General features: G+C 73.4%; 19 protein-coding genes. 8 read left to right on the top strand and 11 right to left on the bottom strand.

Annotation, left to right across the window (positions count from 1 at the left end; genetic code table 11):
- Window positions 1–4: 4 nt before the first annotated feature.
- Window positions 5–2,155 (bottom strand): hypothetical protein, encoded by a 2,151-nt coding sequence (locus tag ACFVXH_RS00585; RefSeq protein ID WP_387819331.1) that lies wholly within the window; start codon window positions 2,153–2,155, stop codon window positions 5–7.
- A gap of 22 nt (window positions 2,156–2,177) precedes the next feature.
- Entirely contained in the window at window positions 2,178–2,660 is a 483-nt protein-coding gene (locus ACFVXH_RS00580; protein WP_049654670.1) for a hypothetical protein, read from the bottom strand.
- Between the two features lie 259 nt (window positions 2,661–2,919).
- Between ACFVXH_RS00580 and ACFVXH_RS00575 the strand changes: the two genes are divergently transcribed.
- The 4 genes from ACFVXH_RS00575 to ACFVXH_RS00560 all read left to right on the top strand — a co-directional run bounded on the left by ACFVXH_RS00575 (window position 2,920) and on the right by ACFVXH_RS00560 (window position 8,876).
- Window positions 2,920–4,122: a CaiB/BaiF CoA transferase family protein gene (locus ACFVXH_RS00575; RefSeq protein WP_387819329.1), complete on the top strand. Its 1,203-nt coding sequence runs from the start codon at window positions 2,920–2,922 to the stop codon at window positions 4,120–4,122.
- Between the two features lie 2 nt (window positions 4,123–4,124).
- Window positions 4,125–5,267, top strand: a complete 1,143-nt coding sequence (locus ACFVXH_RS00570; RefSeq protein ID WP_355259289.1) for an acyl-CoA dehydrogenase family protein — start codon at window positions 4,125–4,127, stop codon at window positions 5,265–5,267.
- 83 nt (window positions 5,268–5,350) lie between these two features.
- Window positions 5,351–6,565, top strand: coding sequence for an acetyl-CoA C-acetyltransferase (locus ACFVXH_RS00565; protein ID WP_387819327.1), 1,215 nt, complete (start codon window positions 5,351–5,353; stop codon window positions 6,563–6,565).
- 85 nt (window positions 6,566–6,650) lie between these two features.
- Window positions 6,651–8,876 carry a 3-hydroxyacyl-CoA dehydrogenase NAD-binding domain-containing protein gene (locus tag ACFVXH_RS00560; protein ID WP_074002250.1) on the top strand — a complete coding sequence of 742 codons (2,226 nt, stop codon included), beginning with the start codon at window positions 6,651–6,653 and terminating at the stop codon, window positions 8,874–8,876.
- 78 nt (window positions 8,877–8,954) lie between these two features.
- Here the strand turns inward: ACFVXH_RS00560 and ACFVXH_RS00555 are convergent, their stop codons facing one another.
- The 4 genes from ACFVXH_RS00555 to ACFVXH_RS00540 form a co-directional block, all read right to left on the bottom strand.
- Entirely contained in the window at window positions 8,955–9,722 is a 768-nt protein-coding gene (locus ACFVXH_RS00555) for a MerR family transcriptional regulator (RefSeq protein ID WP_387819325.1), read from the bottom strand.
- A 232-nt stretch (window positions 9,723–9,954) separates the two neighbouring features.
- Window positions 9,955–11,019: an isopenicillin N synthase family dioxygenase gene (locus ACFVXH_RS00550; RefSeq protein WP_387819323.1), complete on the bottom strand. Its 1,065-nt coding sequence runs from the start codon at window positions 11,017–11,019 to the stop codon at window positions 9,955–9,957.
- Window positions 11,020–11,389: 370 nt separating this feature from the next.
- Entirely contained in the window at window positions 11,390–12,037 is a 648-nt protein-coding gene (locus ACFVXH_RS00545) for a response regulator transcription factor (RefSeq protein ID WP_049655241.1), read from the bottom strand.
- Window positions 11,989–13,437 (bottom strand): histidine kinase, encoded by a 1,449-nt coding sequence (locus ACFVXH_RS00540; protein WP_241852852.1) that lies wholly within the window; start codon window positions 13,435–13,437, stop codon window positions 11,989–11,991. Before ACFVXH_RS00540 ends, ACFVXH_RS00545 begins: the two co-directional genes overlap by 49 nt.
- Before the next feature lie 301 nt (window positions 13,438–13,738).
- Between ACFVXH_RS00540 and ACFVXH_RS00535 the strand changes: the two genes are divergently transcribed.
- A complete protein-coding gene (locus ACFVXH_RS00535; RefSeq protein WP_234348522.1) occupies window positions 13,739–14,452 on the top strand; it encodes an ABC transporter ATP-binding protein in 714 nt (237 codons plus the stop codon).
- Window positions 14,449–16,842 carry an FtsX-like permease family protein gene (locus ACFVXH_RS00530; protein WP_387819320.1) on the top strand — a complete coding sequence of 798 codons (2,394 nt, stop codon included), beginning with the start codon at window positions 14,449–14,451 and terminating at the stop codon, window positions 16,840–16,842. Before ACFVXH_RS00535 ends, ACFVXH_RS00530 begins: the two co-directional genes overlap by 4 nt.
- A 129-nt stretch (window positions 16,843–16,971) precedes the next feature.
- Here ACFVXH_RS00530 and ACFVXH_RS00525 read toward each other — a convergent pair whose 3' ends face one another.
- Together ACFVXH_RS00525 and ACFVXH_RS00520 are read right to left on the bottom strand one after the other, a co-directional pair.
- A complete protein-coding gene (locus ACFVXH_RS00525; RefSeq protein ID WP_375875231.1) occupies window positions 16,972–17,730 on the bottom strand; it encodes a MerR family transcriptional regulator in 759 nt (252 codons plus the stop codon).
- Window positions 17,731–17,871: 141 nt separating this feature from the next.
- Window positions 17,872–18,939: a DUF2332 domain-containing protein gene (locus ACFVXH_RS00520; protein ID WP_387819318.1), complete on the bottom strand. Its 1,068-nt coding sequence runs from the start codon at window positions 18,937–18,939 to the stop codon at window positions 17,872–17,874.
- Window positions 18,940–19,198: 259 nt separating this feature from the next.
- Here ACFVXH_RS00520 and ACFVXH_RS00515 point away from each other — a divergent pair, with 259 nt between their 5' ends.
- A complete protein-coding gene (locus ACFVXH_RS00515; protein ID WP_387819898.1) occupies window positions 19,199–19,465 on the top strand; it encodes a hypothetical protein in 267 nt (88 codons plus the stop codon).
- Here ACFVXH_RS00515 and ACFVXH_RS00510 read toward each other — a convergent pair.
- The 3 genes from ACFVXH_RS00510 to ACFVXH_RS00500 form a co-directional block, all read right to left on the bottom strand.
- Window positions 19,379–19,675: a DUF6191 domain-containing protein gene (locus ACFVXH_RS00510; protein WP_387819865.1), complete on the bottom strand. Its 297-nt coding sequence runs from the start codon at window positions 19,673–19,675 to the stop codon at window positions 19,379–19,381. The genes ACFVXH_RS00515 and ACFVXH_RS00510 overlap by 87 nt on opposite strands.
- A gap of 144 nt (window positions 19,676–19,819) precedes the next feature.
- Complete coding sequence (locus tag ACFVXH_RS00505) at window positions 19,820–20,956, bottom strand: SUKH-4 family immunity protein (protein ID WP_387819316.1); 1,137 nt, start codon at window positions 20,954–20,956, stop codon at window positions 19,820–19,822.
- A 741-nt stretch (window positions 20,957–21,697) separates the two neighbouring features.
- Complete coding sequence (locus ACFVXH_RS00500; protein ID WP_387819314.1) at window positions 21,698–21,946, bottom strand: hypothetical protein; 249 nt, start codon at window positions 21,944–21,946, stop codon at window positions 21,698–21,700.
- Between the two features lie 93 nt (window positions 21,947–22,039).
- Between ACFVXH_RS00500 and ACFVXH_RS00495 the strand changes: the two genes are divergently transcribed.
- Window positions 22,040–22,597 carry an ATP-binding protein gene (locus tag ACFVXH_RS00495; RefSeq protein WP_387819312.1) on the top strand — a complete coding sequence of 186 codons (558 nt, stop codon included), beginning with the start codon at window positions 22,040–22,042 and terminating at the stop codon, window positions 22,595–22,597.
- Window positions 22,598–22,668: the final 71 nt, after the last annotated feature.

Here is a 22,668-nt window from a genome sequence, read left to right as displayed (position 1 = left end):
GCGCTCACCCCTTGCCGAACGCGCCTCGGTAGGCCTTGTCGATCCCGGTTTGGTAGGCCTTCCCCACGTCGAGTACCAGCTGCTCCGTCACAGTGCCCGTACGGTCAGCGGCCTCGGGGTCGATGCCGTACTGGCTCGCCTTGTCCACGATCATGGCGTCCAGCTGCTGTTGCCCCCCTGAGTACCGGGTGCTCACGCTGGTCGTGGTGGCGGTGTCGATCTCGGCCTTGGCGTTCTCGGCGTACTTGGCAGTCCCGACATCAACGAGGCGCTGCGCCATGTCGCCCAGCGGCACCAGTTGGGAGACTCCCGGTAGAAGAAGCCCCGGGACCACGTTCGCGGGCGTTCCGATCGCGTGGTACGCCATCCTCTGCTGCCAGTCGATGCCCGCCTTCTTCGCGTCCGCGTGGTCGACGGTCGCGTTGACGAACGCCGCGTCGAGCGAACCGAGGACCTTGGAGGACTCCTGTGTGAAGGCGGACAGGACGTGGTTCGGGCGGCCCGTCTTGTCGGGTTCGAAGGCCTCGGGCCCGTACGTGTCGAGGCGGCGGGCGATCTCCCTGGTCTCTGCCTGGTGGATGATCCGGAACGTGTCCGTGTCCTCCAGGGCGCCGCGGACCACGCGCAGCAGTTGCTCCGGCTTGGCGGTCAGCCCGTTCGGCTGGGACGGGTTCTGCAGATCCTTGCCGAGGATCTCGTGCATGTCCGGGGCGTAGTCGGCGAGCATCCTGGCCATCGGCTTGCGGAGGACCTCGGGTACCGGGAGGCTGTCGCCGGGCGTGGTGCCGCCGACGGTCTTGAGCGTCTCGTCCATGATCCGCGCGCTGACCTTGTCGTGCGGGGTGGGGTACCGGGAAGCGTCGTGGCTGGTCGTGGCGTTCTCGAGCATCTCGGCGAACATCTCGTGCGAGGTGTCGCGCAGGACGTCTCCGGGGAGCTTGCGCTCCTGGCCCTCGTCGAGCCAGCCGCGGTCCTTGAGCAGGTGGACGAGGTTCTTGTTCTGGCTCGGGTCGAGGAATTCCTGGGCAGTCTCCCGGTCGCCCCTCATCAACCTCAGCAGCGGGGCGAGGGGGTCGCCCTTCGTGGGGTCTTCGGTGAATGCCGGGCCCCACAGATCCACGCCCTTGGCCTTGCTGGAGGCCTCGTAGTCGAGCAGGTCGGTGCCGACCCTGCGGACGAAGGCCTGGTCGAAGGTCCCCTTCGTCTCCATGAGCGCGGTGAGCGCCGGGTAGTTGTCGTTCAGCCCGCCGGCCGGACCGCCCTGGCGGCGGGCAGCCTGGAAGAGGCCGTCCTCCCAGGCCTTGCCCATGCCGGCGTCCCGGGTGCCGGTGGCGAGGACGACGGCGAGGTTGCCGTAAACGTCCTGGTAGCCCTTGGCGTTGTGGCTTCCGTGGGCCAGTCCGTCGAGGACCTTGGTGTAGTCCAGGAAAGCCTCCGGGCCGGTCTTCCCGCCGATCTGGAGGCCGTTGAGCAGGGTGGTCGCGAATTCCCTGTTCTCGGCGTTGGCGACCAGGAGGGCCTGCAGCTGCCGGAGTTCGTCGTCGGAGAGGTCGTACGCCCTGGCCATCAGGTCCCGCGCCCGGTTGGCGTCGGGGACCGGGCCGGTGCCGCCAGGGGCGGGGTTGAAGGCGGTGTCGCTGGTGCCGATGTCGCTCTGGAGGTGGAGGGCGGCCCGCTGGTCGGCGGCGGTGGCCTTCTCGACGGCCTTGCCCAGGCGGTCCGCGACGGCTTTGGCCTTGGCGGCCATGTCCCGTGCCAGCACCTCGCCGTCCGTGTCGTTGCGCGCGTCCTTCGGCATGTTCCAGCTGACCGTGCCGTCCGCGGAGACGGTCAGATCCTGGGTCTGCGCGTCGTGGAGTGCTGTGTCGAGGTCACGGCGGGCGGCGGCGAAGTCCTCGGCGGCGGTCTTCATGACCGCGGCGAGGGCGGTGGCGACGGCCGAGGCCTGTTTGAAGTCGCCGTCCATGTCCTGGAGCTTCCTGGTCGCGCTGTCGGCGGCATCGCCCTTCCAGCCGGCCCGCTGTGCGGCGGTGGTGAGGTCCTTGGCGGCCCGGCCGTCCAGGGCGGTGAGGGCTTTGGCGACGCCGGCCCAGGCCTCGGCCGCGTCGCTGACCCCGGAGAAGTCGGCTTCGTGCAGTTCCTTGAAGGACACCATCTGTCTTTCCCCCTTCTGGTGTCTACCGGGTGGCGCGCAGGTCGGCGGCGGTCGTGATCTCGTTGGAGTGGTAGTTCTGCCGGGTCTGCTCAAGGCCGTCGGCGGCGTTGGTGAGCTTGTCGTGCAGGACCTTGCACTCCTTCAGCCACCGCTCCGTGGCGCCGGTGAGTGCGCCGCTGAAGGCGAAGCCGCGGATCTTCGTCGACGCGGTGCTCGCGTACTCGGTGAGGCTGTGTGCGCCGGGGCCGGCCTTGCCGTTGGCGCTGTCGAGGTCGGTGGCGATCTGTCGGGCCATCCCGGCCGAGGCGCTGAGTTCGTACGGGGTGTCCAGTTGGGTGGTGACCTTGCCGGGGTGGATGAAGGGAAGGGCCGGCACGGTGCCGCCGTTGGACGAGGGCGGCGCGGGGTCGGCGTAGGGGGAGTCCTTGGCCGAGGCGAGCTCCAGGCTCGGCACCGGGTCCTTGGCCGGTGCGACCGGTCCGGTGACGAAGTTCGGGTTACCCATGTGCGCGGAATCCTCCCCAATCGGCAAAGCGGCCGCTCCCCTGCGGCATGACGACCGTACAGGGGGCCTCCGTCAGTGCACCGACCCACCCTCCGTGATTCCGTGGGCGCGGGGAGTGTCCGGGTTCACCGGGCGTGGGTCGAGGGGGAATTGGCGGCTCGGCGCGAGGCTGGAGGTCTTGTTACCGGCGAGTCGCTTGCCTATCATCCCGAGTGTGACAGCTTTACTGTCAAACCCGTCGGGAAGGGTTCAGCAGCCAGTGGGTGACGCGAGCAGGGCGCCGGAGGCCGGGGGGCCGTTGGCGGGTGTGCGGGTGGTGGAGCTCGCCGGGATCGGGCCGGGGCCGTTCGCGGCGATGCTGCTGGGGGACCTCGGGGCGGACGTGGTGCGGGTGGACCGGCCGGAGCCGTCGCCGCTCGGTACGGACCCGGCGTACGACCTCAGCAACCGCAACAAGCGTTCGGTGCTGATCGACCTGAAGTCCCCGGAGGGCCCCGGGCGGGTGCTGGACCTGGTCGAGCGGGCGGACCTGCTGATCGAGGGCTACCGGCCGGGCGTCGCGGAGCGGCTCGGGGTCGGTCCCGAGGCGTGCCTGGCGCGCAACCCGGCGCTGGTGTACGGGCGGATGACCGGCTGGGGGCAGCACGGCCCCCGGGCGGCGACGGCCGGGCACGACCTCGGGTACGCGGCGGTCGCCGGGGTGCTCGGGATGGTGGCGGCGCCGGGCGGGGCCGAGGAGGCCCCCGGTATCCCGGCCAACCTGCTGGGCGACTACGCGGGCGGCTCGCTCTACCTGGTCGTCGGCCTGCTCGCCGGGCTGCACCACGCCCGCGCCACCGGCGCCGGGCAGGTGGTCGACGCCGCGATCGTGGACGGCGCGGCGCACCTCGGCTCCATGCTGTGGGGCCTGCTCGCGGCCGGCCACTGGCAGGACCGCCGGGGCGTCAACCTGCTGGACGGCGGCGCGCCGTTCTACGCGGTGTACCGGGCGGCCGACGGCGGCCACCTGGCCGTCGGCGCGCTGGAGCCGCGCTTCTACGCGGAGTTCGCCCGGCTGCTGGAGCTGGGCCCGGACGCGCCCGGCCAGTACGACCCGGCCCGCTGGCCCGAACTGCGCGCCCTGATCGCCGCCCGCTTCGCCACCCGGACCAGGGCCGAGTGGGAGGCCGTCTTCGCGGGCTCCGACGCCTGCGTGGAGCCTGTCCTGACGATGCGTCAGGCATCGGCGGACGCCCACTTGTCGGCGCGCGGGACGTACGTCGAGGCGGACGGCGTCACCCAGCCGGCCCCCGCCCCGCGCTTCTCCGCCACCCCGGGCGCCCTGCGCCGCCCGCCGGCCCGGCCGGGCGCGGACACCGCCGAGGTGGCACGCGACTGGAGCGTCCCCGCCCTCGATCCTGATGTACCGGCCCCAGGGGTCGGCGGCACCTTCCCCGACTCCACGGCAGAGCAAGGAGAGTAGCGTTGCAGCGCGAGATCTTCACCGAGCAGCACGACGACTTCCGGGCCACCGTGCGGGCCTTCCTGGCCAAGGAGGTGCTGCCGCACTACGACCGCTGGGAGAAGGCCGGTATCGTCGACCGCTCCGCCTGGCTCGCGGCCGGCCGCCAGGGCCTGCTCGGCCTGGCCGTCCCCGAGGAGTACGGCGGTGGCGGCACCCCGGACTTCCGCTACGCCGCCGTACTGGCCGAGGAGTTCGCCCGGGCCGGCGCGTCCGGACTGGCGATCGGTCTGCACAACGACATCATCGGCCCGTACCTCACCTCGCTCGCCACCGAGGAGCAGAAGCGCCGCTGGCTGCCCGGCTTCTGCTCGGGCGAGCTGATCACCGCGATCGCGATGACCGAGCCCGGCACCGGCTCCGACCTCCAGGGCATCCGCACCCAGGCGGTCGACCAGGGGGACCACTTCCTGCTCAACGGCGCCAAGACCTTCATCTCCAACGGCATCCTCGCCGACCTGGTGATCGTGGTCGCCCGCACCACCCCCGAGGGCGGCGCCCACGGGCTGAGCCTGCTGGCCGTCGAGCGCGGCACGCCCGGTTTCGAGCGCGGCCGCAACCTCGACAAGATCGGCCAGAAGGCCCAGGACACCGCCGAGTTGTTCTTCGAGGACGTCCGGGTGCCGAAGGAGAACCTGATCGGCGAGCTCAACGGCGGCTTCGTCCACCTGATGCAGAACCTCGCCCAGGAGCGGCTCACCATCGCCGCCGCGGCGATCGCCGGCGCCGAGTACCTGGTCGAGATCACCACCGACTACGTCAAGCAGCGCGAGGCCTTCGGCCGTCCGCTCGCCAAACTCCAGCACGTCCGCTTCGAGATCGCCGAACTGGCCACCGAGTGCGCCGTCACCCGCGCCTTCGTGGACCGCTGCATCACCGAGCACAACCGCTGGGCGCTCACCCCGGCGGACGCCTCGATGGCCAAGTGGTGGGCCACCGAACTGCAGAAGCGCACCGCCGACCGCTGCCTCCAACTGCACGGCGGCTACGGCTACATGAGCGAGTTCCCGGTCGCCCGGGCGTTCACCGACGGCCGCATCCAGACCATCTACGGCGGTACCACCGAGATCATGAAGGAGATCGTCGGCCGCTCCATCCTCGGCTGAGCGCCTCCGTCCTTCCGAGCCCCCAGAGCCCCCGCCCCGAACAAGCCCCCCGCCCCGAAAACCCGCTGAAAGGCGTTCCCACCGTGACCACCGAAGCGTACGTCTACGACGCGATCCGCACCCCGCGCGGCCGGGGCAAGGCCACCGGCTCGCTGCACGGCACCAAGCCGATCGACCTGGTCGTCGGCCTGATCCACGAACTGCGCGGCCGCTACCCCGGGTTGGACCCGGCCGCGATCGACGACATCGTGCTCGGCGTGGTCAGCCCGGTCGGCGACCAGGGCTCCGACATCGCCCGGATCGCGGCCATCGCGGCCGGCCTGCCCGACACCGTCGCCGGCGTCCAGGAGAACCGCTTCTGCGCCTCCGGCCTGGAAGCCGTCAACCTGGCCGCCGCCAAGGTCCGTTCCGGCTGGGAGGACCTGGTCCTGGCCGGCGGCGTGGAGTCGATGTCCCGGGTGAAGATGGCCTCCGACGGCGGCGCCTGGTTCGCCGACCCGATGACCGCGTACGAGACCAATTTCGCCCCGCAGGGCATCGGCGCCGACCTCATCGCCACCATCGAGGGCTTCTCCCGCACCGACGTGGACGCCTTCGCCGCCGAGTCCCAGGCCCGCGCCGCCAAGGCCCAGGCGGACGGCCTGTTCGACCGCTCGGTCGTCCCGGTGCGCGACCGCAACGGCCTGGTCGTGCTGGAGCGCGACGAGTTCATCCGCCCCGGCACCACCGTCGAGACCCTGGCCGGCCTCAAGCCGTCCTTCGCCGGCATCGGCGAGGCCGGCGGCTTCGACGCCGTCGCCCTCCAGAAGTACCACTGGGTCGAGGCCATCGACCACGTCCACCACGCGGGCAACTCCTCCGGCATCGTGGACGGCGCCGCACTGGTGGCCATCGGCAACCGCGAGGTCGGCGAGCGGTACGGGCTGCGCCCGCGCGCCCGGATCGTCTCCGCCGCCGTCTCCGGCTCCGAGCCGACCATCATGCTCACCGGCCCCGCCCCGGCCACCCGCAAGGCGCTCGCCAAGGCCGGGCTCACCGCCGCCGACATCGACCTGGTCGAGATCAACGAGGCCTTCGCCGCGGTCGCCCTCCGCTTCATCCGCGAACTCGGCTTCCGCCACGACCAGGTGAACGTCAACGGCGGCGCGATCGCGCTCGGCCACCCGCTCGGCGCCACCGGCGCGATGCTGCTCGGCACCGTGGTCGACGAACTGGAGCGGCGCGACCTGCGGTACGGCCTGATCACCCTCTGCGTGGGCGGCGGCATGGGCATCGCCACCATCGTCGAGCGCATCTGAGCCCACGCGTCGCCCGCCGCCTCCCTTCGTGGGACACGCCGCGCGTGGTACCTCCCTCTGCAGACCGGTAGACCTGGAGAACTTGATGAGCGACACCACCACCATCCGCTGGGAGCAGGACCAGGACGGCGTGGTCACCCTCGTCCTCGACGACCCCACCCAGTCCGTCAACACCATGAACGAGGCCTTCACCGCCGACTTCGAGACCGTCGTCGGGCGGCTCGCCGCCCTGGCCGCCGCGGACGCGCTGCGCGGCGTGGTGATCGCCTCCGGCAAGAAGACCTTCTTCGCCGGGGGAGACCTGCGGATGCTCTCCGCCGCCCGACCCGAGGACGCCGAGGCCGTCTTCGAGAAGTCGATGCGGATCAAGCGCGCGCTGCGCACCCTGGAGACCCTCGGCAAGCCGGTCGTCGCCGCCGTCAACGGCAGCGCGCTCGGCGGCGGCCTGGAGCTCGCCCTCGCCTGCCACCACCGGATCGCGCTCGACACCCCGGCCAGCCGGATCGGCCTGCCCGAGGTCACCCTCGGCCTGCTGCCGGGCGGCGGCGGAGTGGTCCGTACGGTCCGGCTGTTCGGCATCACCGACGCCCTGCTGAAGTTCCTCCTCCAGGGCCGCCAGTACCGCCCGGCGCAGGCGCTGGAGCACGGACTGGTGCACGAACTGGTGGACACCCCGGAGGAGTTGACCGCCCGCGCGAAGGCCTGGATCGAGGCCAACCCGACCGCCGTCCAGCCCTGGGACGTCAAGGGGTACAAGATCCCCGGCGGCACCCCGGCCACCCCGGCCTTCGCCGCCAACCTGCCCGCCTTCCCGGCCAACCTGCGCAAGCAGCTCAACGGCGCGCCCTACCCGGCCCCGCGCAACGTCCTGGCCGCCGCGGTGGAGAGCGCCCAGGTGGACGTCGACACCGCGATGACGATCGAGGCCCGCTACTTCACCGAGCTGGCCTGCGGGCAGACCAGCAAGAACATGATCCAGGCGCTGTTCTTCGACATGCAGGCGGTCAACTCCGGTGCCGGACGCCCGAAGGGCGTCGAGAAGCGGCCGGTCCGCAAGGTCGCGGTGCTCGGCGCCGGGATGATGGGCGCGGGCATCGCCTACGCCTGCGCCAAGGCCGGCATCGAGGTCGTGCTCAAGGACGTCGGCATCGAGGCCGCCGAGCGCGGAAAGGCCTACTCCGAGGGGCTGTTGAACAAGGCCGTCGCGCGCGGGCGCTCCACCGAGGCCGACCGCGACGAGCTGCTGGCCCGGATCACCCCCACCGCCGAGGCCGCCGACCTGGCCGGCTGCGACGTGGTGATCGAGGCGGTCTTCGAGAACACCGAGCTCAAGCACAAGGTGTTCCAGGAGATCGAGGGCGTGGTCGGCCCCGACACGCTGCTCTGCTCCAACACGTCCACCCTGCCGATCGGCCTGCTCGCCGAAGGCGTCGAGCGCCAGGGCGACTTCATCGGGCTGCACTTCTTCTCGCCGGTCGACAAGATGCGCCTGGTCGAGATCATCCGTGGGCCGCGCACCGGCGACGAGGCGCTGGCCCGCGCCTTCGACCTGGTCCGGCAGATCGACCGCACCCCGATCGTGGTCAACGACTCCCGTGGCTTCTTCACCTCGCGGGTGATCGGCCAGTTCCTCAACGAGGGCGTCGCCATGGTCGGCGAGGGCATCCACCCGTCCAGCATCGAACAGGCCGCCGCCCAGGCCGGCTACCCCGCCAAGGTGCTCTCCCTGATGGACGAGCTGACCCTCACCCTGCCGCGCAAGATCCGCGACGAGTACCGGCGCTCGGTGGAGGCCGTCGGCGGCAGCTGGACGCCGCACCCGGCGGACGCGGTGGTCGACCGGATGGTCGACGAGTTCGGCCGCCCGGGGCGCAGCGGCGGGGCGGGCTTCTACGAGTACGGCGAGGACGGCAGGCGCGGGCGGCTCTGGCCGGGGCTGTTGGAGCACTTCTCCGGTGCTCCGGCCGGTGCTGCCGCGGATGCCTCGGGTGGCGCTCCCGCTGGTGCTCCGGGTGACGTTTCGTTCGAGGACCTCAAGGAGCGGATGCTGTTCAGCGAGGCGCTGGACTCGGTGCGCTGCCTGGAGGAGGGCGTGCTGACCTCGGTCGCCGACGCCAACGTGGGCTCGATCCTCGGCATCGGCTTCCCGGCCTGGACGGGCGGCGTGTTCCAGTACATCAACGGGTACGAGGGCGGCCCGGCCGGCTTCGCGGCCCGCGCCCGCGAACTCGCCGCCGCGTACGGCGAGCGGTTCGCGCCGCCGGCGCTGCTGGAGCGGGTCGCGGCCGAGGGGCGGACCTTCACGGACTGACCGGTCGGCCTACCGGCCTACCGATCTGCCGACCTGCTGACCTGCTCGGACTTGGGTGAGGCCGTGGCCCGTACGGCCTCACCCGGGTTCCAGGCCCGGCTCCAGGTCCGACTCCCGGCTCAGCTCCTCGCCCAGTTCCTCCCGGAGCGAGCGTTGGAAGGCCGTGACCAGCGCCTGCGCCACCATCGGCTGGATGTGGTCCGTCAGCGCCCGCATCCGGGCCAGCTCGGCGGGCGCGGGCTCGCTCTCCCGGTACGGCTTCCACACCGTCTCGCGGAACAGCCGCTGCAACTCCCGTGCCGTCGCCCGGCTGTGCTCCAGCACCACCGCCCGGGCGGCCAGCAGCGTCTCCAATGGGATCGGCACGTCCAGGATCCGCACGCCCAGCGGCAGCAGCCCGGGATCCACCCGGAACACCTCCGGATCCCGCGTCCGCTCCAGCGCCCCCATCGCGGCGAGCCGCTCGACCTGCCCCTCCGTCAGACCCCGCCCGGCCCGCCGCTCCAGCTGCGCCCGGGTGACCTCCTCCGGGGTCTCCGGCGTCCACGACGCCACCAGCGCACGGTGGATCGCCAGATCCAGCGGCGTACTGTCCTCCGGCAACCGCGCCAGGTACCGCTCGATCGCGGCCAGCGTCAGGCCCTGCCGCTGCAACTCCTCGATCAGCTCCAGCCGGTCCAGGTGCGCCGCCCCGTACAGACCCACCCGCCGCGGCCCCAGCTCCGGCGGCGGCAGCAGCCCCTTCGTCCCGTAGAACCGCACCGTCCGCACCGTCACCCCGGCCCGCGCCGCCAGCTCGTCCACCGTCAGCCGCACTCCGCCCCCCACCCCGCCGTGCTCCCCCATCCGCCGCCTCCCGCGCTGGCACACTCCTGCTGTGACAGCAGCAGTGTGACAGTGGTGGGCGGGCCGGTCCACCGATGCGGGCGGCGGGCGGCGGGCGGCAGGCGGGCGGCGGGGGTGTGCGGGAGCCCGGGCGCGTGGGGGCGCTGACGCCGACGCCCCTGCCGTCCGCCGGGGACCGGCTTCGGGCAGGGGCGTCGGGAGTGGGGCGTCGGGGTTGCGGCGGTACCGGGGGTCAGGCGAGGGCGGCGTGGTGGCGGCGGGTGACCTCGGGGTGGGCCCTGGTGTAGCCCTTCCACTCGTTGAGGCCGAAGTCGGCGAAGAGCGGGTTGGCCGGGTCGGCGGTGGCGCCGGGGGCGTGGTGGGCGAGGGGGAAGTCCAGCGGCTCGATGTGGGCGTCGAGGCGGGGGTTGTAGAAGAACGGCACCGAGAAGCGCTCGCGGGCGCCGACCGGGCTCACCACGCGGTGGTTGGTGGCCTTGAGGTAACCGTCCGTGGCCACCTCCAGCAGCTCGCCGAGGTTGACGACGAAGGCGCCGTCGAGCGGCGGGACCTCGAGGAAGGTGCCGTCCGCGCGCTCAACCTGGAGGCCGCCGACGGTGTCCTGCAGCAGCAGGGTGATGAAGCCGTAGTCCTTGTGGGCGCCGACGCCCTGGCCGGCGCCGTCCGGGGCGGTGCCGGGGTAGCGGACCAGCTTGAGGCGCAGGTGGGGGTGGCCGGCGAAGGCCTCGTCGTAGAAGTCGGGGCGGGCGCCGATCGCGGCGAGGAGTTCGTGCAGCAGGCGGCGGGCGACCGCGCCGAGGTGGTCGATCCAGCCGAGCGCGGCGGTGCGCAGCTCGGGGAGGGCCTCGGGCCACTGGTTGGGCCCCTCCAGCCACCAGTACGGGGGCTCGCCGCTGCCGGGGACGTGCGGGGGCAGCTCGGCGCCGATGTCCAGCTGGTCGCGCCAGTCCTGGCTGCCGCCGGTGCGCTCGTCGCCGGTGCGGGTGTAGCCCCGGTAGTGGGGGGAGTTGAGGTTGCTCACGGCGAGCCGGTCGGCCTCGGGGAGGGCGAAGAAGGCACGCATGGCTCGGGCGAGCGCGGCCGTCTCCTCCGGGGTGACGCCGTGGCCGACCAGCTGGAAGAACCCGACGCCGGTGGCCGCGGCGCGGAGCTCGTCGTGCAGGCGGCGGCGGTCGTCCGGGCTGCCGTCGGCGAGCGAGAGGTCGATCACCGGGAGGGCGTCTGCCGAGGGGGCTTCCGCCGAGGGGGAGCCGGTGCCGGTGCCGGTCTCGGGTATGGGCGTGTACTGCTGCGTCATGTGTGACATCCGCTGGGTCTCGTCCCGGCTGGTCCCGGTGGTCGACCGGGGGCGGCCGGAGCTGTGCCTGGTGCGGCGGGTGCTCCGGGGCCGGGAGGTGGTGGCGGCCGGGCAGGGGTCGCCGTTGAGGGTGGGTGGCGCGAGGTTCAGCCGGAGCGTCGACAGGACATGGTCGTCACGCGGAGCAGGTCCACGTGGCGGCGGCGAACAAGGATGAGCACCCCACCAGCCTAATTGACCCGTTCTGCGGCAGGCGAGCCCCCTGCAGCGGAGGGCCACTCGCCATTTGTCGGTGATCTATCAAGTTGTGGGACGGTGGCGCCGGAGTGTGGGCGGTGGCGGCTCCTTTCGGGAGTCGTTCGGGAGTCGTTCAGGAGTTGTTGAGGTAGGCCAGGACGGCCAGGACCCGGCGGTTGTCGTCGTCGGAGGGCTGGAGGTCGAGCCGGACGAAGATCGACGCGGTGTGCTTGGCGACGGCCCGCTCGGTGATCACCAGCTGCTGGGCGATCGCCGCATTGGACCGGCCCTCCGCCATCAGTCCGAGCACCTGCCGCTCGCGCGGGGAGAGCGTGGAGACCGGGCCGGCCGAGGAGTTGTGGGTGAGCAGCCGGGTGATCACCTCCGGATCCATCGCGGTGCCGCCCTGGGCGACCCGCCGTACGGCGTCGATGAACTGGGTGCCGTCCATCACCCGGTCCTTGAGCAGGTAGCCGATCCCGCCGGTGCTGCCGGCCAGCAGCTCGCGGGCGTACAGCTGCTCCACGAACTGCGACAGCACCAGGACGGGCAGGCCCGGGTGGGCCTGACGGGCCGCCAGCGCCGCCCGCAGGCCCTCGTCGGTGAAGCTCGGCGGCAGCCGGACGTCCACCACGGCGATGTCGGGCCGGTCCGCGGCCACCGCGGCGAGCAGCTGCTCGCCGTCCTCCACCGCCGCGGTGACCTTCATGCCGTTGGCCTCCAGCAGCCGGGTCAGTCCGTCCCGGAGGAGGAAGAGGTCTTCGGCGATGACAACGCGCACGGGATCTCCAGGTTCACGATGGTCGGCCCACCGGGCGGGCTGCTGATCGCGAGCACCCCGTCGAAGGCGGCCAGTCGGCGTTCGGTTCCGCTGAGGCCGGTTCCCCGGGACGGCTCGGCGCCGCCGCGCCCGTCGTCGGTGACCGATATCCGCAGCAGCCCGTCACTGTGCCCTATCTCGATCCACACCCGCGAGGCCCCGGCGTGCTTCACCACGTTGGCCAGCAGCTCCGTCACCGCGAAGTAGGCGGCCGACTCCACCGGGGCGGGAGCCCGGCCGGGCAGGCCGCCGGTGAAGCCGACCGGCAGCGGCAGGTCCAGCGCCGTCGCCCGCACCGCGTCGGCCAGGCCGCGGTCGGCGAGCACCGGGGGGTGGATCCCGCGGACCAGGTCCCGCAGCTCGCCCAGCGCCTTCACCGAGGACAGCCGGGCCTCGGCCAGCAGCGGCCCGAGGGCGTCCGGGTCGTCCTTCAGCTGCTCGGCCACGGTCAGCAGCATGCCCAGTGCGACCAGCCGGGCCTGCGCCCCGTCGTGCAGGTCCCGCTCGATCCGGCGCAGCTCGGCCGCGCCGGCGTCGATGGTGTCCGCCCTGGTCCGCGCGAGATGGCTGACCTGGCGGGCCAGCTCGGCCCGGCGGGAGGGCCCGAGCAGGGCCCGGGCGGCCTTCTCGTGGATCCGCAGGGCCGGCGGGGCGGCCCACAGGACGGCCAACGGGGCGATGGTCAGGCCCATCGAGTAGACGACGCCCAGGGCGAAGAACGGTCCGTTCCGGCCGAAGACCTCCAGGGCGACCGGGGTCAGCACGACGATCGCGGCGGTGAGCAGCACGGTGGCGCCGGTGAGCAACGTCCAGGCGAAGTCCCGCCAGGTCGCCGGGTCGGTGAGCCAGCCGCCGGCCCGCAGTCGCGGCCAGGCCCCGGCGCGGACCGGCCGGCGGTACGGCACCGGTATCGGCCGCCCGCTCCACTTCCCGACGGTGCGCCTGCTCTCCGTCGCGATCCAGCGGGCGCCGAACAGCCCGAGCACCAGCAGTGCGGGCGCCAGCCAGACCGAACCGGACCGGCCGCCCGGCGCCGCACCGCCGTAGAGGTGGGCCGCCATCAGCGCTATCGTCCCCGGAGCGAACAGCGCGGCGCCGACCGCCCGGCCGCCGCCCCCGGTGGCCCAGCAGAGCGCCCACAGGGCGACCGGTGCCATCGGCACCGCCAGGATCAGCGGCCCGCCCGGGGTGAAGCCCCCGGGCTCGTCCGGACCGAACAGCGCGGTGGCCAGCAGGACCGGCCCCGCCAGCAGTGCGAGGAACCCCGTCACGGCCAGCGTCACCGCGTACCAGGCGCGCACCCCGTCCGCACACGCCCGGCCGACCCGCAGGGCCAGTCCGTTCAGCACTCCCGCGTCCATGACGCGCCCCCTCTCCCTTGCGCGGCCCCGCCCGGAGGCCGCGGCGCCGCGGCCCGAAGCCGCGGTTCCGAAGCTGTCGTTCCGGGGCCCCGCGGACCCCGGTTCCGATCTTTCGCTGGGTCAGTCTGCCCGGCCGGGGCCCCTGGTGCTCTAGGCCTGAACACCCAGTTCGGGGTGTATCTGGATACACCCCGCAGAGGCCGTCCAGACGGCTGTCGGCACCCCGCCGCCGATTCGTAGCGTGATGTTCCGTCAGCCGGCCCGGGCTTCCCGGGGCCGGACGCCGAACAGTGGAGGGCCCGTGAACGCGCCGATCATCCGGATCCGCGGCGTCAGCAAGACGTACGACCGATCCGACGCCGCCCGTCCCGCCCTGGCCGGGCTTGACCTGGAGGTCCGGGCCGGCGAGGCACTGGCCGTGCTTGGCCGTTCGGGCAGCGGCAAGTCCACCCTGCTGAACCTGATCGCCGGCCTCGACCGCCCGAGCGAGGGCGAGGTGGAGGTGGACGGCGTCGCCGTGCACCGGCTCGGCGAGGCCGCGCTGGCCGAGTACCGGCGGGCGCGGATCGGCATGGTGTTCCAGTTCTTCAACCTGCTGGACGACCTGACCGCGGAGGACAACGTGCTGCTCCCGGCCCAGCTGGCCGGGATGCGGCGGGAGCAGGCGCGGGCCCGGGCCGGGGAGCTGCTGGAGCGGCTGGGGGTGGCCCGGCACGCCAAGGCCTTCCCCGGCCGGCTCTCCGGCGGGGAGCGCCAGCGGGTCGCGGTCGCCCGGGCGCTGATGAACCGTCCGCCGCTGCTGCTGGCCGACGAGCCCACCGGGGCGCTGGACACCGCCTCCGCCGCCGACGTCCGCGACCTGCTGCGCGGGCTCAACGCGGAGGGCCAGACGATCCTGCTGGTCACCCATGACACCGCGCTCGCCGAGGCCTGCGCCGACCGGACGATCGAACTGCTCGACGGCCGGCTGGTCCGGGACACGGCGGCCGTGCCGGCACCGGGCGGTGGCCGATGAGCGCGCTCGGCAAGGTGGTGCGCGCCGGGGTCGGCCGCCGGCGGGTGCAGACCCTGGTGATGGTGCTCACCACGATGGTGTCCGTGACGGCGTGCATCCTCGCGCTCGGGCTGCTGGTCGCCGCCCAGGGCCCGTACCAGCGCTCCTTCGCCGACCAGCGCGGCGCCCACCTCAACGTGCTGTACGACCGGGCCAGGGCGAGCCCCGCCCAGCTCGCCGCGACGACCCACGCGCCCGGCGTGACGGCCTCGGCCGGCCCCTACCAGGCGGTCGCCGTCCAGCCGCGCTCCGGCCCCGATACCCGGATCCCGCCGGCCGGGAGCCCGCTGCCGCCGATGACGCTGGTCGGCCGCGCCCAGGACGGCCCGCTGGACGGCCTGCGGATCACCAAAGGCCGCTGGGTCGCCAGCCCCGGCGAGGTGGTGTTCCTGGACGGGCACTCCCCGCTGGCGGTCGGCGACAGCATGGAGTTCCCGGAGCTGCCGGGGCACCCGACGCTCAAGGTCGTCGGCCTGGCGGCCTCGGTCTCCTGGAGCGCGGACGGCTGGGTCGCCCCGGAGCAGGTGGCCGGGCTGACGGCGCCCGGCACAGAGCCCTCCGTCCAGTACCTCTACCGCTTCGCCCACGCCGGCGGCGACGCCGAGGTGGAGGCCGACCGCGCCGCACTGGCCGCCGCGGTCCCGGGCGGGGCGCTCGCCAGGGCCACCTCCTACCGGCCCGCCCAGGAGGAGGCGAACCGGACGGCCTCGACCTTCGTCCCGTTCGTCACGGCCTTCGGGGTGCTCGGCCTGGCCATGTCGGTGCTGATCATCGGAGTCGTGGTCAGCGGCGCCGTCAGCGCCGCCACCCGGCGGATCGGCATCCTCAAGTCCCTGGGCTTCACCCCGGCCCAGGTGGCGCGCGCCTACGTCGGCCAGGCGCTGATACCCGCCGGGGTCGGCACGGCGCTCGGTGTGCTCCTCGGCAACCTGCTGTCCGTACCGGTCCTCGGGCTGGCTCACAAGGCCCTGCGCGGCGGGCTGCTCGGCATCCCGGTCTGGGTGGACGTCGTGGTCGGGGTGGCGGCCCTGGGGGCGGTGGCGGGCACCGCGCTGGTACCGGCGCTGCGGGCCGGGCGGCTGCGGACGGTGGAGGCGCTCGCGGTCGGCCGGACGGCGCCGGGCGCCAAGCGGGCAGCCGCCCGCGGCACGGTCGGCGGGGCGGGGGCGGTGGGCCCGGTGTCCCGGGCGCAGGAGCTGATCGGCCGGCTGCCGGTGCCACGGGCGCTCAGCCTCGGGCTGGCCTCCCCGCTCAACCGGCCGGGCCGCTCGGCGACCACCGGGGCCGCCGTGGTGCTCGGCACGGTCGGGGTCACGCTCTGCGTCGGTCTGACGCTCTCGCTGGGCTCGATCCAGGACGGTCTGGCGGCCGACCGCGCGGGCAAGGTGGTGGTCCAGACCCCGTTCGACGGCTCCGCGCCGTCCGCCGACCACGTGGACGAGGCGGCCGTGGCCAGGGCCGTCGACTCCCGCCCGGGCACCCGGGCCTGGTACAGCACCGTCCCGACCCCGGTCGCCCTGGCCGGCAGCACCGGGCGCTCCGAAGTGGTCGCGTTCAGCGGCGACACCTCCTGGAGCGGCTTCCAACTGGTCTCCGGCCGCTGGTTCCACGGCCCCGGAGAGGTCGTGGTGGCCGCCGCCACCCTGCGGGCCACCCAGGCGAAGGTCGGTGACACCGTCACCCTCACCGACCACGGACGCAGCACCCCGGCGAAGATCACCGGCGAGGTCCTGACCACCAACGACCTGGTGTTCACGGACCGGTCCACGCTGGCGCCGCTCGGCGGCGCGATCCACGCCGAGGCGCTCACCTTCCACATCGACCTCACCCCGGGCACCGATGCGAAGTCCTACGCCGACGGGCTGGACCAGGCCGTGAAGCCGCTGGGCCTGAGCGCCGACCCCGGAGAGGAGCACCTCAGCATCGTGGTGCTGGCGATGAACACCCTGGCGGGCACGCTCACGCTGCTGCTCTCCGTGGTGGCGGGACTCGGGGTGCTCAACACCGTGCTGCTGGACACCCGGGAGCGGGTGCACGACCTCGGGGTGCTCAAGGCGCTCGGGATGTCACCCCGGCAGACCGTCGGCATGGTGCTCACCTCGGTCTGCGGCAGCGGGCTGGCGGCCGGGGTGATCGGGGTCCCGATCGGCATCCTGGTGCACCACCGGGTGATGCCCGCGATGGCACGGGCCGCCGGAATCGGGGTGCCGGACGCCGACCTCGCCGTGTTCGCCCCGTCGGTGGTGGGGCCGCTGATACTCGGCGGCCTGGTGCTGGCCCTGCTCGGAGCCGTCCTCCCGGCCACCTGGGCGGCCCGCACCAGGACGGTCACGGCGCTGCGGACGGAGTGACGACGCGGGGGAGGGCCAGGAGAGGAAACAAAACCCGGTACCCGGCCCCGTCTGGGAACCCCCCCGTAAGGCTCCCAGACAGGGCCGGGCCGGGCAGGGCCGACCCAGGCCGTCCGATCAAGGCCCGGATCAGGACAGCCGTGCCGCCGCGTACGCCTCCATGGCAGCACGCTGGTAAGCGGCCAGGCCCGGGGCGATGGCCTCGTACGCGGCGCTCCACTGCTCGTTCTCGGTGCAGGATCGGGCGATCGCCAGGTACTCCTCGGTCGAGACGGACCGGAAGTCGTGGAGCAGCCGGTACTCCTCCTCGACCGTGCTCTGCACGGCCTCGGCGTCGGCCGGGTGGCCGGCCGCCTTCAGCTCCGCCAGGCGGATCATGCGGGCGGTCCGCTCGCGCTGCCCGGCCTCGATCTCGGCCGGGGTCATCGCGGCGGTCGCGCGCCGGGCCGCCTCGGCGTGCTCGGGGAAGTCGCGCAGGCTCGCGTCGACGTCGTCGGGCTGGATGCCCTCGAACAGGTTCTCGGGGCGGTTGATGGTCATGGGTGTGCCGTCCTTCTGGGAACGTTCCAGGTCGGCGATCGTGCGGGAAACGGTGGCGGCCAGGGCGTCGAGCCGGTCGCGCTCGGCGACCAGCCGCCGGCGGTGGCCCCGCAAGGCCTCCAGCTCGTCCACCTGATCGCTCAGGATCCGGGCGATCTCGGTCAGCCCCACGCCCAGTGCCCGCAGTACCAGGATCTGTTGCAGCTGGAGCAGCTGCCGCTCCTCGTAGTAGCGGTGGCCGTTGGAGCCGATCCAGGCCGGGGGCAGCAGCCCGATCTCGTCGTAGTGCCGCAGGGTCCTGGCCGTCACGCCGGACATCCGGGCCACCTCGGCGATGGGCCAGGCCATGGTTGCCTCCCTCGTTTCCACATCCCACGTTCGCGTGGACCAGGGCCGGTTCTCCGGCCCTGGTCACGACGGTAGAAGCTGCCGCTGCGGCAGCTTCAAGCCCGGGACTTCCACGCTGCCCGCACGTTGTCGTACGGCCGCTCAGACCTCGCCGAACCAGTCCAGGGACTGCCCGTGCGGTCCGGTGAAGGCCACCGGCCGCTCGTCCAGGGCGAGCGCGAACAACCCGGCGACGGCCGCCGGGCGGGGGAGGCGTCGGGCGACGGCCGGCAGCACCGAGACGGCCTCGTTGGAGATCCAGTGCCCGGGCAGCTCACGCATCGTCGCCGCGAACTCCTCCCGTTCCTCCGGTGGCAGGTACGCGAGCACCGCACTGTGGAACACCACCGGCGTCGCCCCCGCCGGGGCCTGTGCGACCAACTCCCGTACCGTCGCGTTGAGATCGCCGCGCACCAGCAGCGGCGGTTCGGCCCGGGCGACCCGGACGGCGCCGCGCAGCCGCTCCAGCCGGTGGGTCTGCTCGGGCCAGACCAGCGACTCCAGCCAGCGCATGTCCTCCTCGGCCCGCACGTCCAACGGATTGAGGTCGATCCCGGCCCGCCACACCACCTCGGGCAGCCGTTCCCGCAGGGAGTTTGGGAGCGACACCGGCCCGCTCACCACGCAGTCCAGCGTCACCGGGCTCGCGGCGGCGCCGAACTCGGCGACCAGGGCACCGGCCCCACGCTCATGTCCGTCCCCGTCCCCGTCCCCCTGCCCGTCCCCGTCCCGCTGCCCGTCCTTGTCCCGGTCCCCGGCCAGGTACCGGTACCGATAGCGGTCCGGGTACAGGCAGAGCCCGGCCGAGGCGCCCACCTCGATCAGGGCGAGCGGCTGCGGCAGCGCGGCCAGCAGCGGCAGCAGGGTGGCGCAGCGCCCCGCCTCGTTGGTCTGCGTCCGCCGCTCCAGCATCGTCGCCGAGACCTCGGCCCACCGCTGCGCCGCCCAGTCGCGGAAGGCCGGCCAGCCCTCCGTCACCGGCCCACCCAGGTGCCGGACCGCGCCGAACAGCAGGTTCGGCTGCCGCTTCACGGCCGGAAGCCCGTCCAGCAGTGCGCGCAACTGCCCGTCCCCGGCGACGCCTTCGGCCAGTTCCTGGTAGATCGGCGAGTTCCCGCGTGCCTCCCGCTCCGCGAACGCCCGGTAGAGCTCCTCCGTGTCGCCGCGCATCCCCCACCGGTCCTTTCGACGCCTTCGCGAGTGATCGAATCGGCCCAGCCTACGCCCGGCCCGATGTGCCACCCGCTGACCCCAAGTGCTCTCCGGGACGGTGAAGCGGGAGTGGCGCGGTCCGCCGTGACCGTCGGGTGGTGGGGAGCTCACGGCCTTGGGAGCGACTGGGTTCGGGGCGTACCGGCCCGGCGGATCGGCCACCGGGTGACCGGCAGGTGGCCCGTCGGGTGAGCACGAGTTCGGTGTTGGGCCTGCGGTGAACAGCATCACCGTCTCCGATGACCTCCTGGAACGCCACTTCGCCGCCTTCGAGGAACCCAACGGCGAGGGCGAGCGCGTCATCGTCCAGGAGCAGCTCCCCAGGCCGCTTCCCAGGGCTCGTCCGCGAGTTCGGCAGGCCCCAGCACGCGTCGGGCGCAAGGAGAAGGAGGGTGAACTACCGCTGCTGTCGGACGACTGCGGTGCCGGCGCCCAAGTCGACACCCAGGCGAGGCGGGGCGCCGGCGTGGTCGTCGTCCCGTAGGACCAGTTGAGTCCGCCGCTGCTCGATCTGCACGCGCTTGTTGGCATTGAAGAAGGCGTGCAACTCCTCGGTCGCGGTGGCGCCAAGGCCGAGTCCGCTCCTTCGCGTCCGAGTGGTCAGGCGGCGGCACAACCATCGCGGGCTGCCCGATCGCACCACGAGATGCCGGATCGAGGCCAGTGTGAAGGGCACGATCACCAGTACTGCCATGAGGAGCAGACCCGCCATCATCACCATGTCGGTCCAACGCGTGGAGGTGACACATCCGTTCCTGGCCGTTGCCGCCGTCCACGGCGGCGCCGATCGGCCGCCGACCGGGCTTGTCGCCCACCGGCGGCAACGGCTCCTGGGTGCTCAGCCGAGCAGGCCGCCCATGTGGCCGTCCTCGGCGAGCAGCCGCCAGGAGCAGCCGGGCGAGGCGAACGCCTCCGGGTCGACGGCCTCCACCAGCCGGTCCACCACCGCGCTCAGCAGTGCCTGCGGATCGAACACCGACCATGTCTCCCGGGCCCGGCCGTAGTCCCAGCGGTCCCATTCGGCGCGCAGCCGCTCGTACGTCCAGAGGGCGTAGAGCAGGGCGGACAGGTCGCGGTTGAGGTAGGCCTCGGGGTGGCCGTCGTCGTACCAGTCCGGCAGCTCCAGCCGGCCGGTGGCGCCGTCCAGGGCGATCGTGAGGTCGGTCGGCCAGTCCCCGAGGGCGAGGAAGTCCCGCTGGTACGGGCGTTCCTCCTCGCCGTCGAAGTACTCGGGGTAGGCCTCGCCCATGGTGACCAACGGCTCCTCGCACACCCCGAACATCGCCCCGCCCAGCGGCAGGCCGACCTCGGTCAGCAGCCGCCGGGTCGGCTCGTGGACCAGGGCGGCGGGCAGCTCGGCGGGCCGGAAGCGGTGCACCCGGCCGGGGCCGCCGTCCTCGTCCGTCAGTGCGGCCAGCTCCGCCACCAGCTCCGGGGCTATCGCGTACGCGGGCCCGTCCGGACCGCCCGGCAGGGCGCCCCAGCCCAGCGCCCGCACCAGCAGCGCGGTGCCCCAGTGCGGGGGCGGTGCGGAGCCGTCGCCGAACAGGCCGGGATCGATCTCCCGCATCCGCCGTTCGGCCCCCGCCAGCACCTCGGCCAGGACGGCCGGCCCGCGCCGCCCGTCCAGCGCCTCCGGGCGCAGGGCAGCCTCGGCCACCGAGTCGACCTCGCGCACCAGGCCCGCGAGCGCGATCAGGCCGGAGGCCAGCAGGTCGCGGCGCGGGCCGCCGTTGTCCAGGAACACCTCACCGGTCACCCCGTCCAGCAGCACCAGGCTGCCGCCGGCGGCGAACGGCGTGCAGTACTCCGTCTCCCCGAGGACGAACAGCCGCTCCGCCTCCGCCGGGAGCGCCGTCAGCTCCCCGCCCCGGAGCGCCTCGAAGTCCAGGAACGCCCCGGCCGCAGGCAGCCCCTCCCGCACCAGGAACTCCCGGCTCCCCGCGTGCACCACCCCACCCGGCAGCTCCGCCACCCGCTCACACCTCACGTGCCCCCACCCTTTCCCGGCCTGCCCCGTGACCCACAGACCCTAGCGGTCCGGCCTGACAGTGCTGAGGTGTGCGGTGGGTGGGGGAGGTGTGCGGTGGCCCGCCCGGGTCACGGCAGCGCGACCTCGTCGACGTTCCAGTGTTCGGGCAGGTCCGCGTCGCAGAAGGCGCAGGCGTAGTGCTCCTCGCGGACGAGGTTGCAGTTGCCGCACCGCGGGCAGCAGCGGAAGACCGCGGCGTGGGTGAAGGCGCCGGGGTGCGGGAGTCCGACGAGGGTGAGGGCGGCGGCGACGGCGGGGCCAGGAGGTGCTGTCGGGGCAGTAGCCGGTGGAATGGTTGCCGACCGTCTCGACCTCCCAGCCGTCCCGCGAACGCCGGAACCCGATCTCCCCGGCGCTCAGCACCAACTCCCCACCCGCGCAGGCCACATGCTCGCTACGGCGCGGAGCGAGCCGCAGTGTGCCGCCGAGGCCGACCACGAAGGTGAACGGCTCCGCGAGCTCCGCCGCCGTCCGCTCCGCCCGCTCCTCCGCCCAGGCGGCGAACTCGCCTGCTGTCCGTACCGGTTGGCCGTGTCCGGTGCCCGTCCCGCCGTCGTCCCCCCGGCCGCAGTTCCGGCGGTCCCACGTACCGGTACGCCCGTCCGAAGCCGTCCGCCGTCTCCGCCGCGACTCCCCGTTCGGCCAGCCGCACCCGCCAGTACGCCATCTTGACGGTCGTCCCGCTCAGGCCGAAGTCCCGCAGCTCGTCGAGGAGTTCCCGGGTCTGCCGGAGCGGGAGCCCCGCGTGGCCTCCTGGCCCCAGTCGCAGCAGACGGCGACGCACTGGGGGCAGAACCGCTCGGCGTCCCACCGCAACTCCCGCCCGTGCAGCAGGGACTGGCCGACGCTGCGGACGGCGGTGCCCCCGCAGTCCGGGCACCGGACGGCCGTCCTCACACCCTGCCCCTCGTCCGTCACGCCGGATGCCCCCATGCCCCATGCTCCCGTGTGCCCGTGCCCTGCCCCCGATGTCCGACACCCTACGGCGCCCCGCACCCGCCACCCCCGGCCCCGTAGAGTGCGGGGATGAAGCGCTATCTGCTGACCGGCACCCCGGGGGCCGGGAAGACGGCGGTCCTGCGGTGGTTGGAGTGCGCGGGCTACCCGGTGGTCGAGGAGGCCGCCACGGACGTCATCGCGCTGCGGCAGGCCCAGGGCGTGCCGGAGCCGTGGACGGACCCGTCGTTCGTGGACGCGGTGGTCTCCCTGCAGCGGCAGCGGCAGGAGGGGGCCGTCGGCGGGCCGGGGGAGGTGCGGTTCTTCGACCGCTCGCCGGTGTGCACGTACGCCCTGGCGGTGTACCTCGGTCATCCCGTGACCCCTTTCCTCGCCCGGGAGTTGAATCGCATCCGGGCGGAGGAGGTGTACGAACGCGAGGTGTTCTTCGTGGAGAGCCCGGGCTTCGTCACCCCGACCGAGGCGCGGCGCATCTCGTACGAGGAGTCGTTGCGGTTCGAGCGGATCCACCGGGAGGCCTATGCCGGGTTCGGGTACGTGTGCGTCCCGATCGCCCCGGGGCCGCTCGCCGACCGGGCGGTGGCCGTCGTGCGGCACGTCGGCGCGCCCGCCCGGCACGGAGGCTGAGATCCCCGGCCGCTCCTCCGTCCTCCCGGTGCTCTTCGGCTCAGGCGAGGCCGCCGCCCTCCCGGTGTTCT

The organism is Kitasatospora sp. NPDC058184, from assembly GCF_042883725.1.
Classification (GTDB): domain Bacteria; phylum Actinomycetota; class Actinomycetes; order Streptomycetales; family Streptomycetaceae; genus Kitasatospora.
This window is presented reverse-complemented; position numbering and strand designations above follow the sequence as displayed.

Bases quoted from the DNA above. Each gene is read 5' to 3' on its own strand.
- ACFVXH_RS00585 (WP_387819331.1), bottom strand. From the start codon at position 2,155: ATGGTGTCCTTCAAGGAACTGCACGAAGCCGACTTCTCCGGGGTCAGC.
- ACFVXH_RS00580 (WP_049654670.1), bottom strand. From the start codon at position 2,660: ATGGGTAACCCGAACTTCGTCACCGGACCGGTCGCACCGGCCAAGGAC.
- ACFVXH_RS00560 (WP_074002250.1), top strand. From the start codon at position 6,651: ATGAGCGACACCACCACCATCCGCTGGGAGCAGGACCAGGACGGCGTG.
- ACFVXH_RS00555 (WP_387819325.1), bottom strand. From the start codon at position 9,722: ATGGGGGAGCACGGCGGGGTGGGGGGCGGAGTGCGGCTGACGGTGGAC.
- ACFVXH_RS00550 (WP_387819323.1), bottom strand. From the start codon at position 11,019: ATGACGCAGCAGTACACGCCCATACCCGAGACCGGCACCGGCACCGGC.
- ACFVXH_RS00540 (WP_241852852.1), bottom strand. From the start codon at position 13,437: ATGGACGCGGGAGTGCTGAACGGACTGGCCCTGCGGGTCGGCCGGGCG.
- ACFVXH_RS00530 (WP_387819320.1), top strand. From the start codon at position 14,449: ATGAGCGCGCTCGGCAAGGTGGTGCGCGCCGGGGTCGGCCGCCGGCGG.
- ACFVXH_RS00525 (WP_375875231.1), bottom strand. From the start codon at position 17,730: ATGGCCTGGCCCATCGCCGAGGTGGCCCGGATGTCCGGCGTGACGGCC.
- ACFVXH_RS00520 (WP_387819318.1), bottom strand. From the start codon at position 18,939: ATGCGCGGCGACACGGAGGAGCTCTACCGGGCGTTCGCGGAGCGGGAG.
- ACFVXH_RS00510 (WP_387819865.1), bottom strand. From the start codon at position 19,675: ATGGCAGTACTGGTGATCGTGCCCTTCACACTGGCCTCGATCCGGCAT.
- ACFVXH_RS00500 (WP_387819314.1), bottom strand. From the start codon at position 21,946: ATGGGGGCATCCGGCGTGACGGACGAGGGGCAGGGTGTGAGGACGGCC.
- ACFVXH_RS00495 (WP_387819312.1), top strand. From the start codon at position 22,040: ATGAAGCGCTATCTGCTGACCGGCACCCCGGGGGCCGGGAAGACGGCG.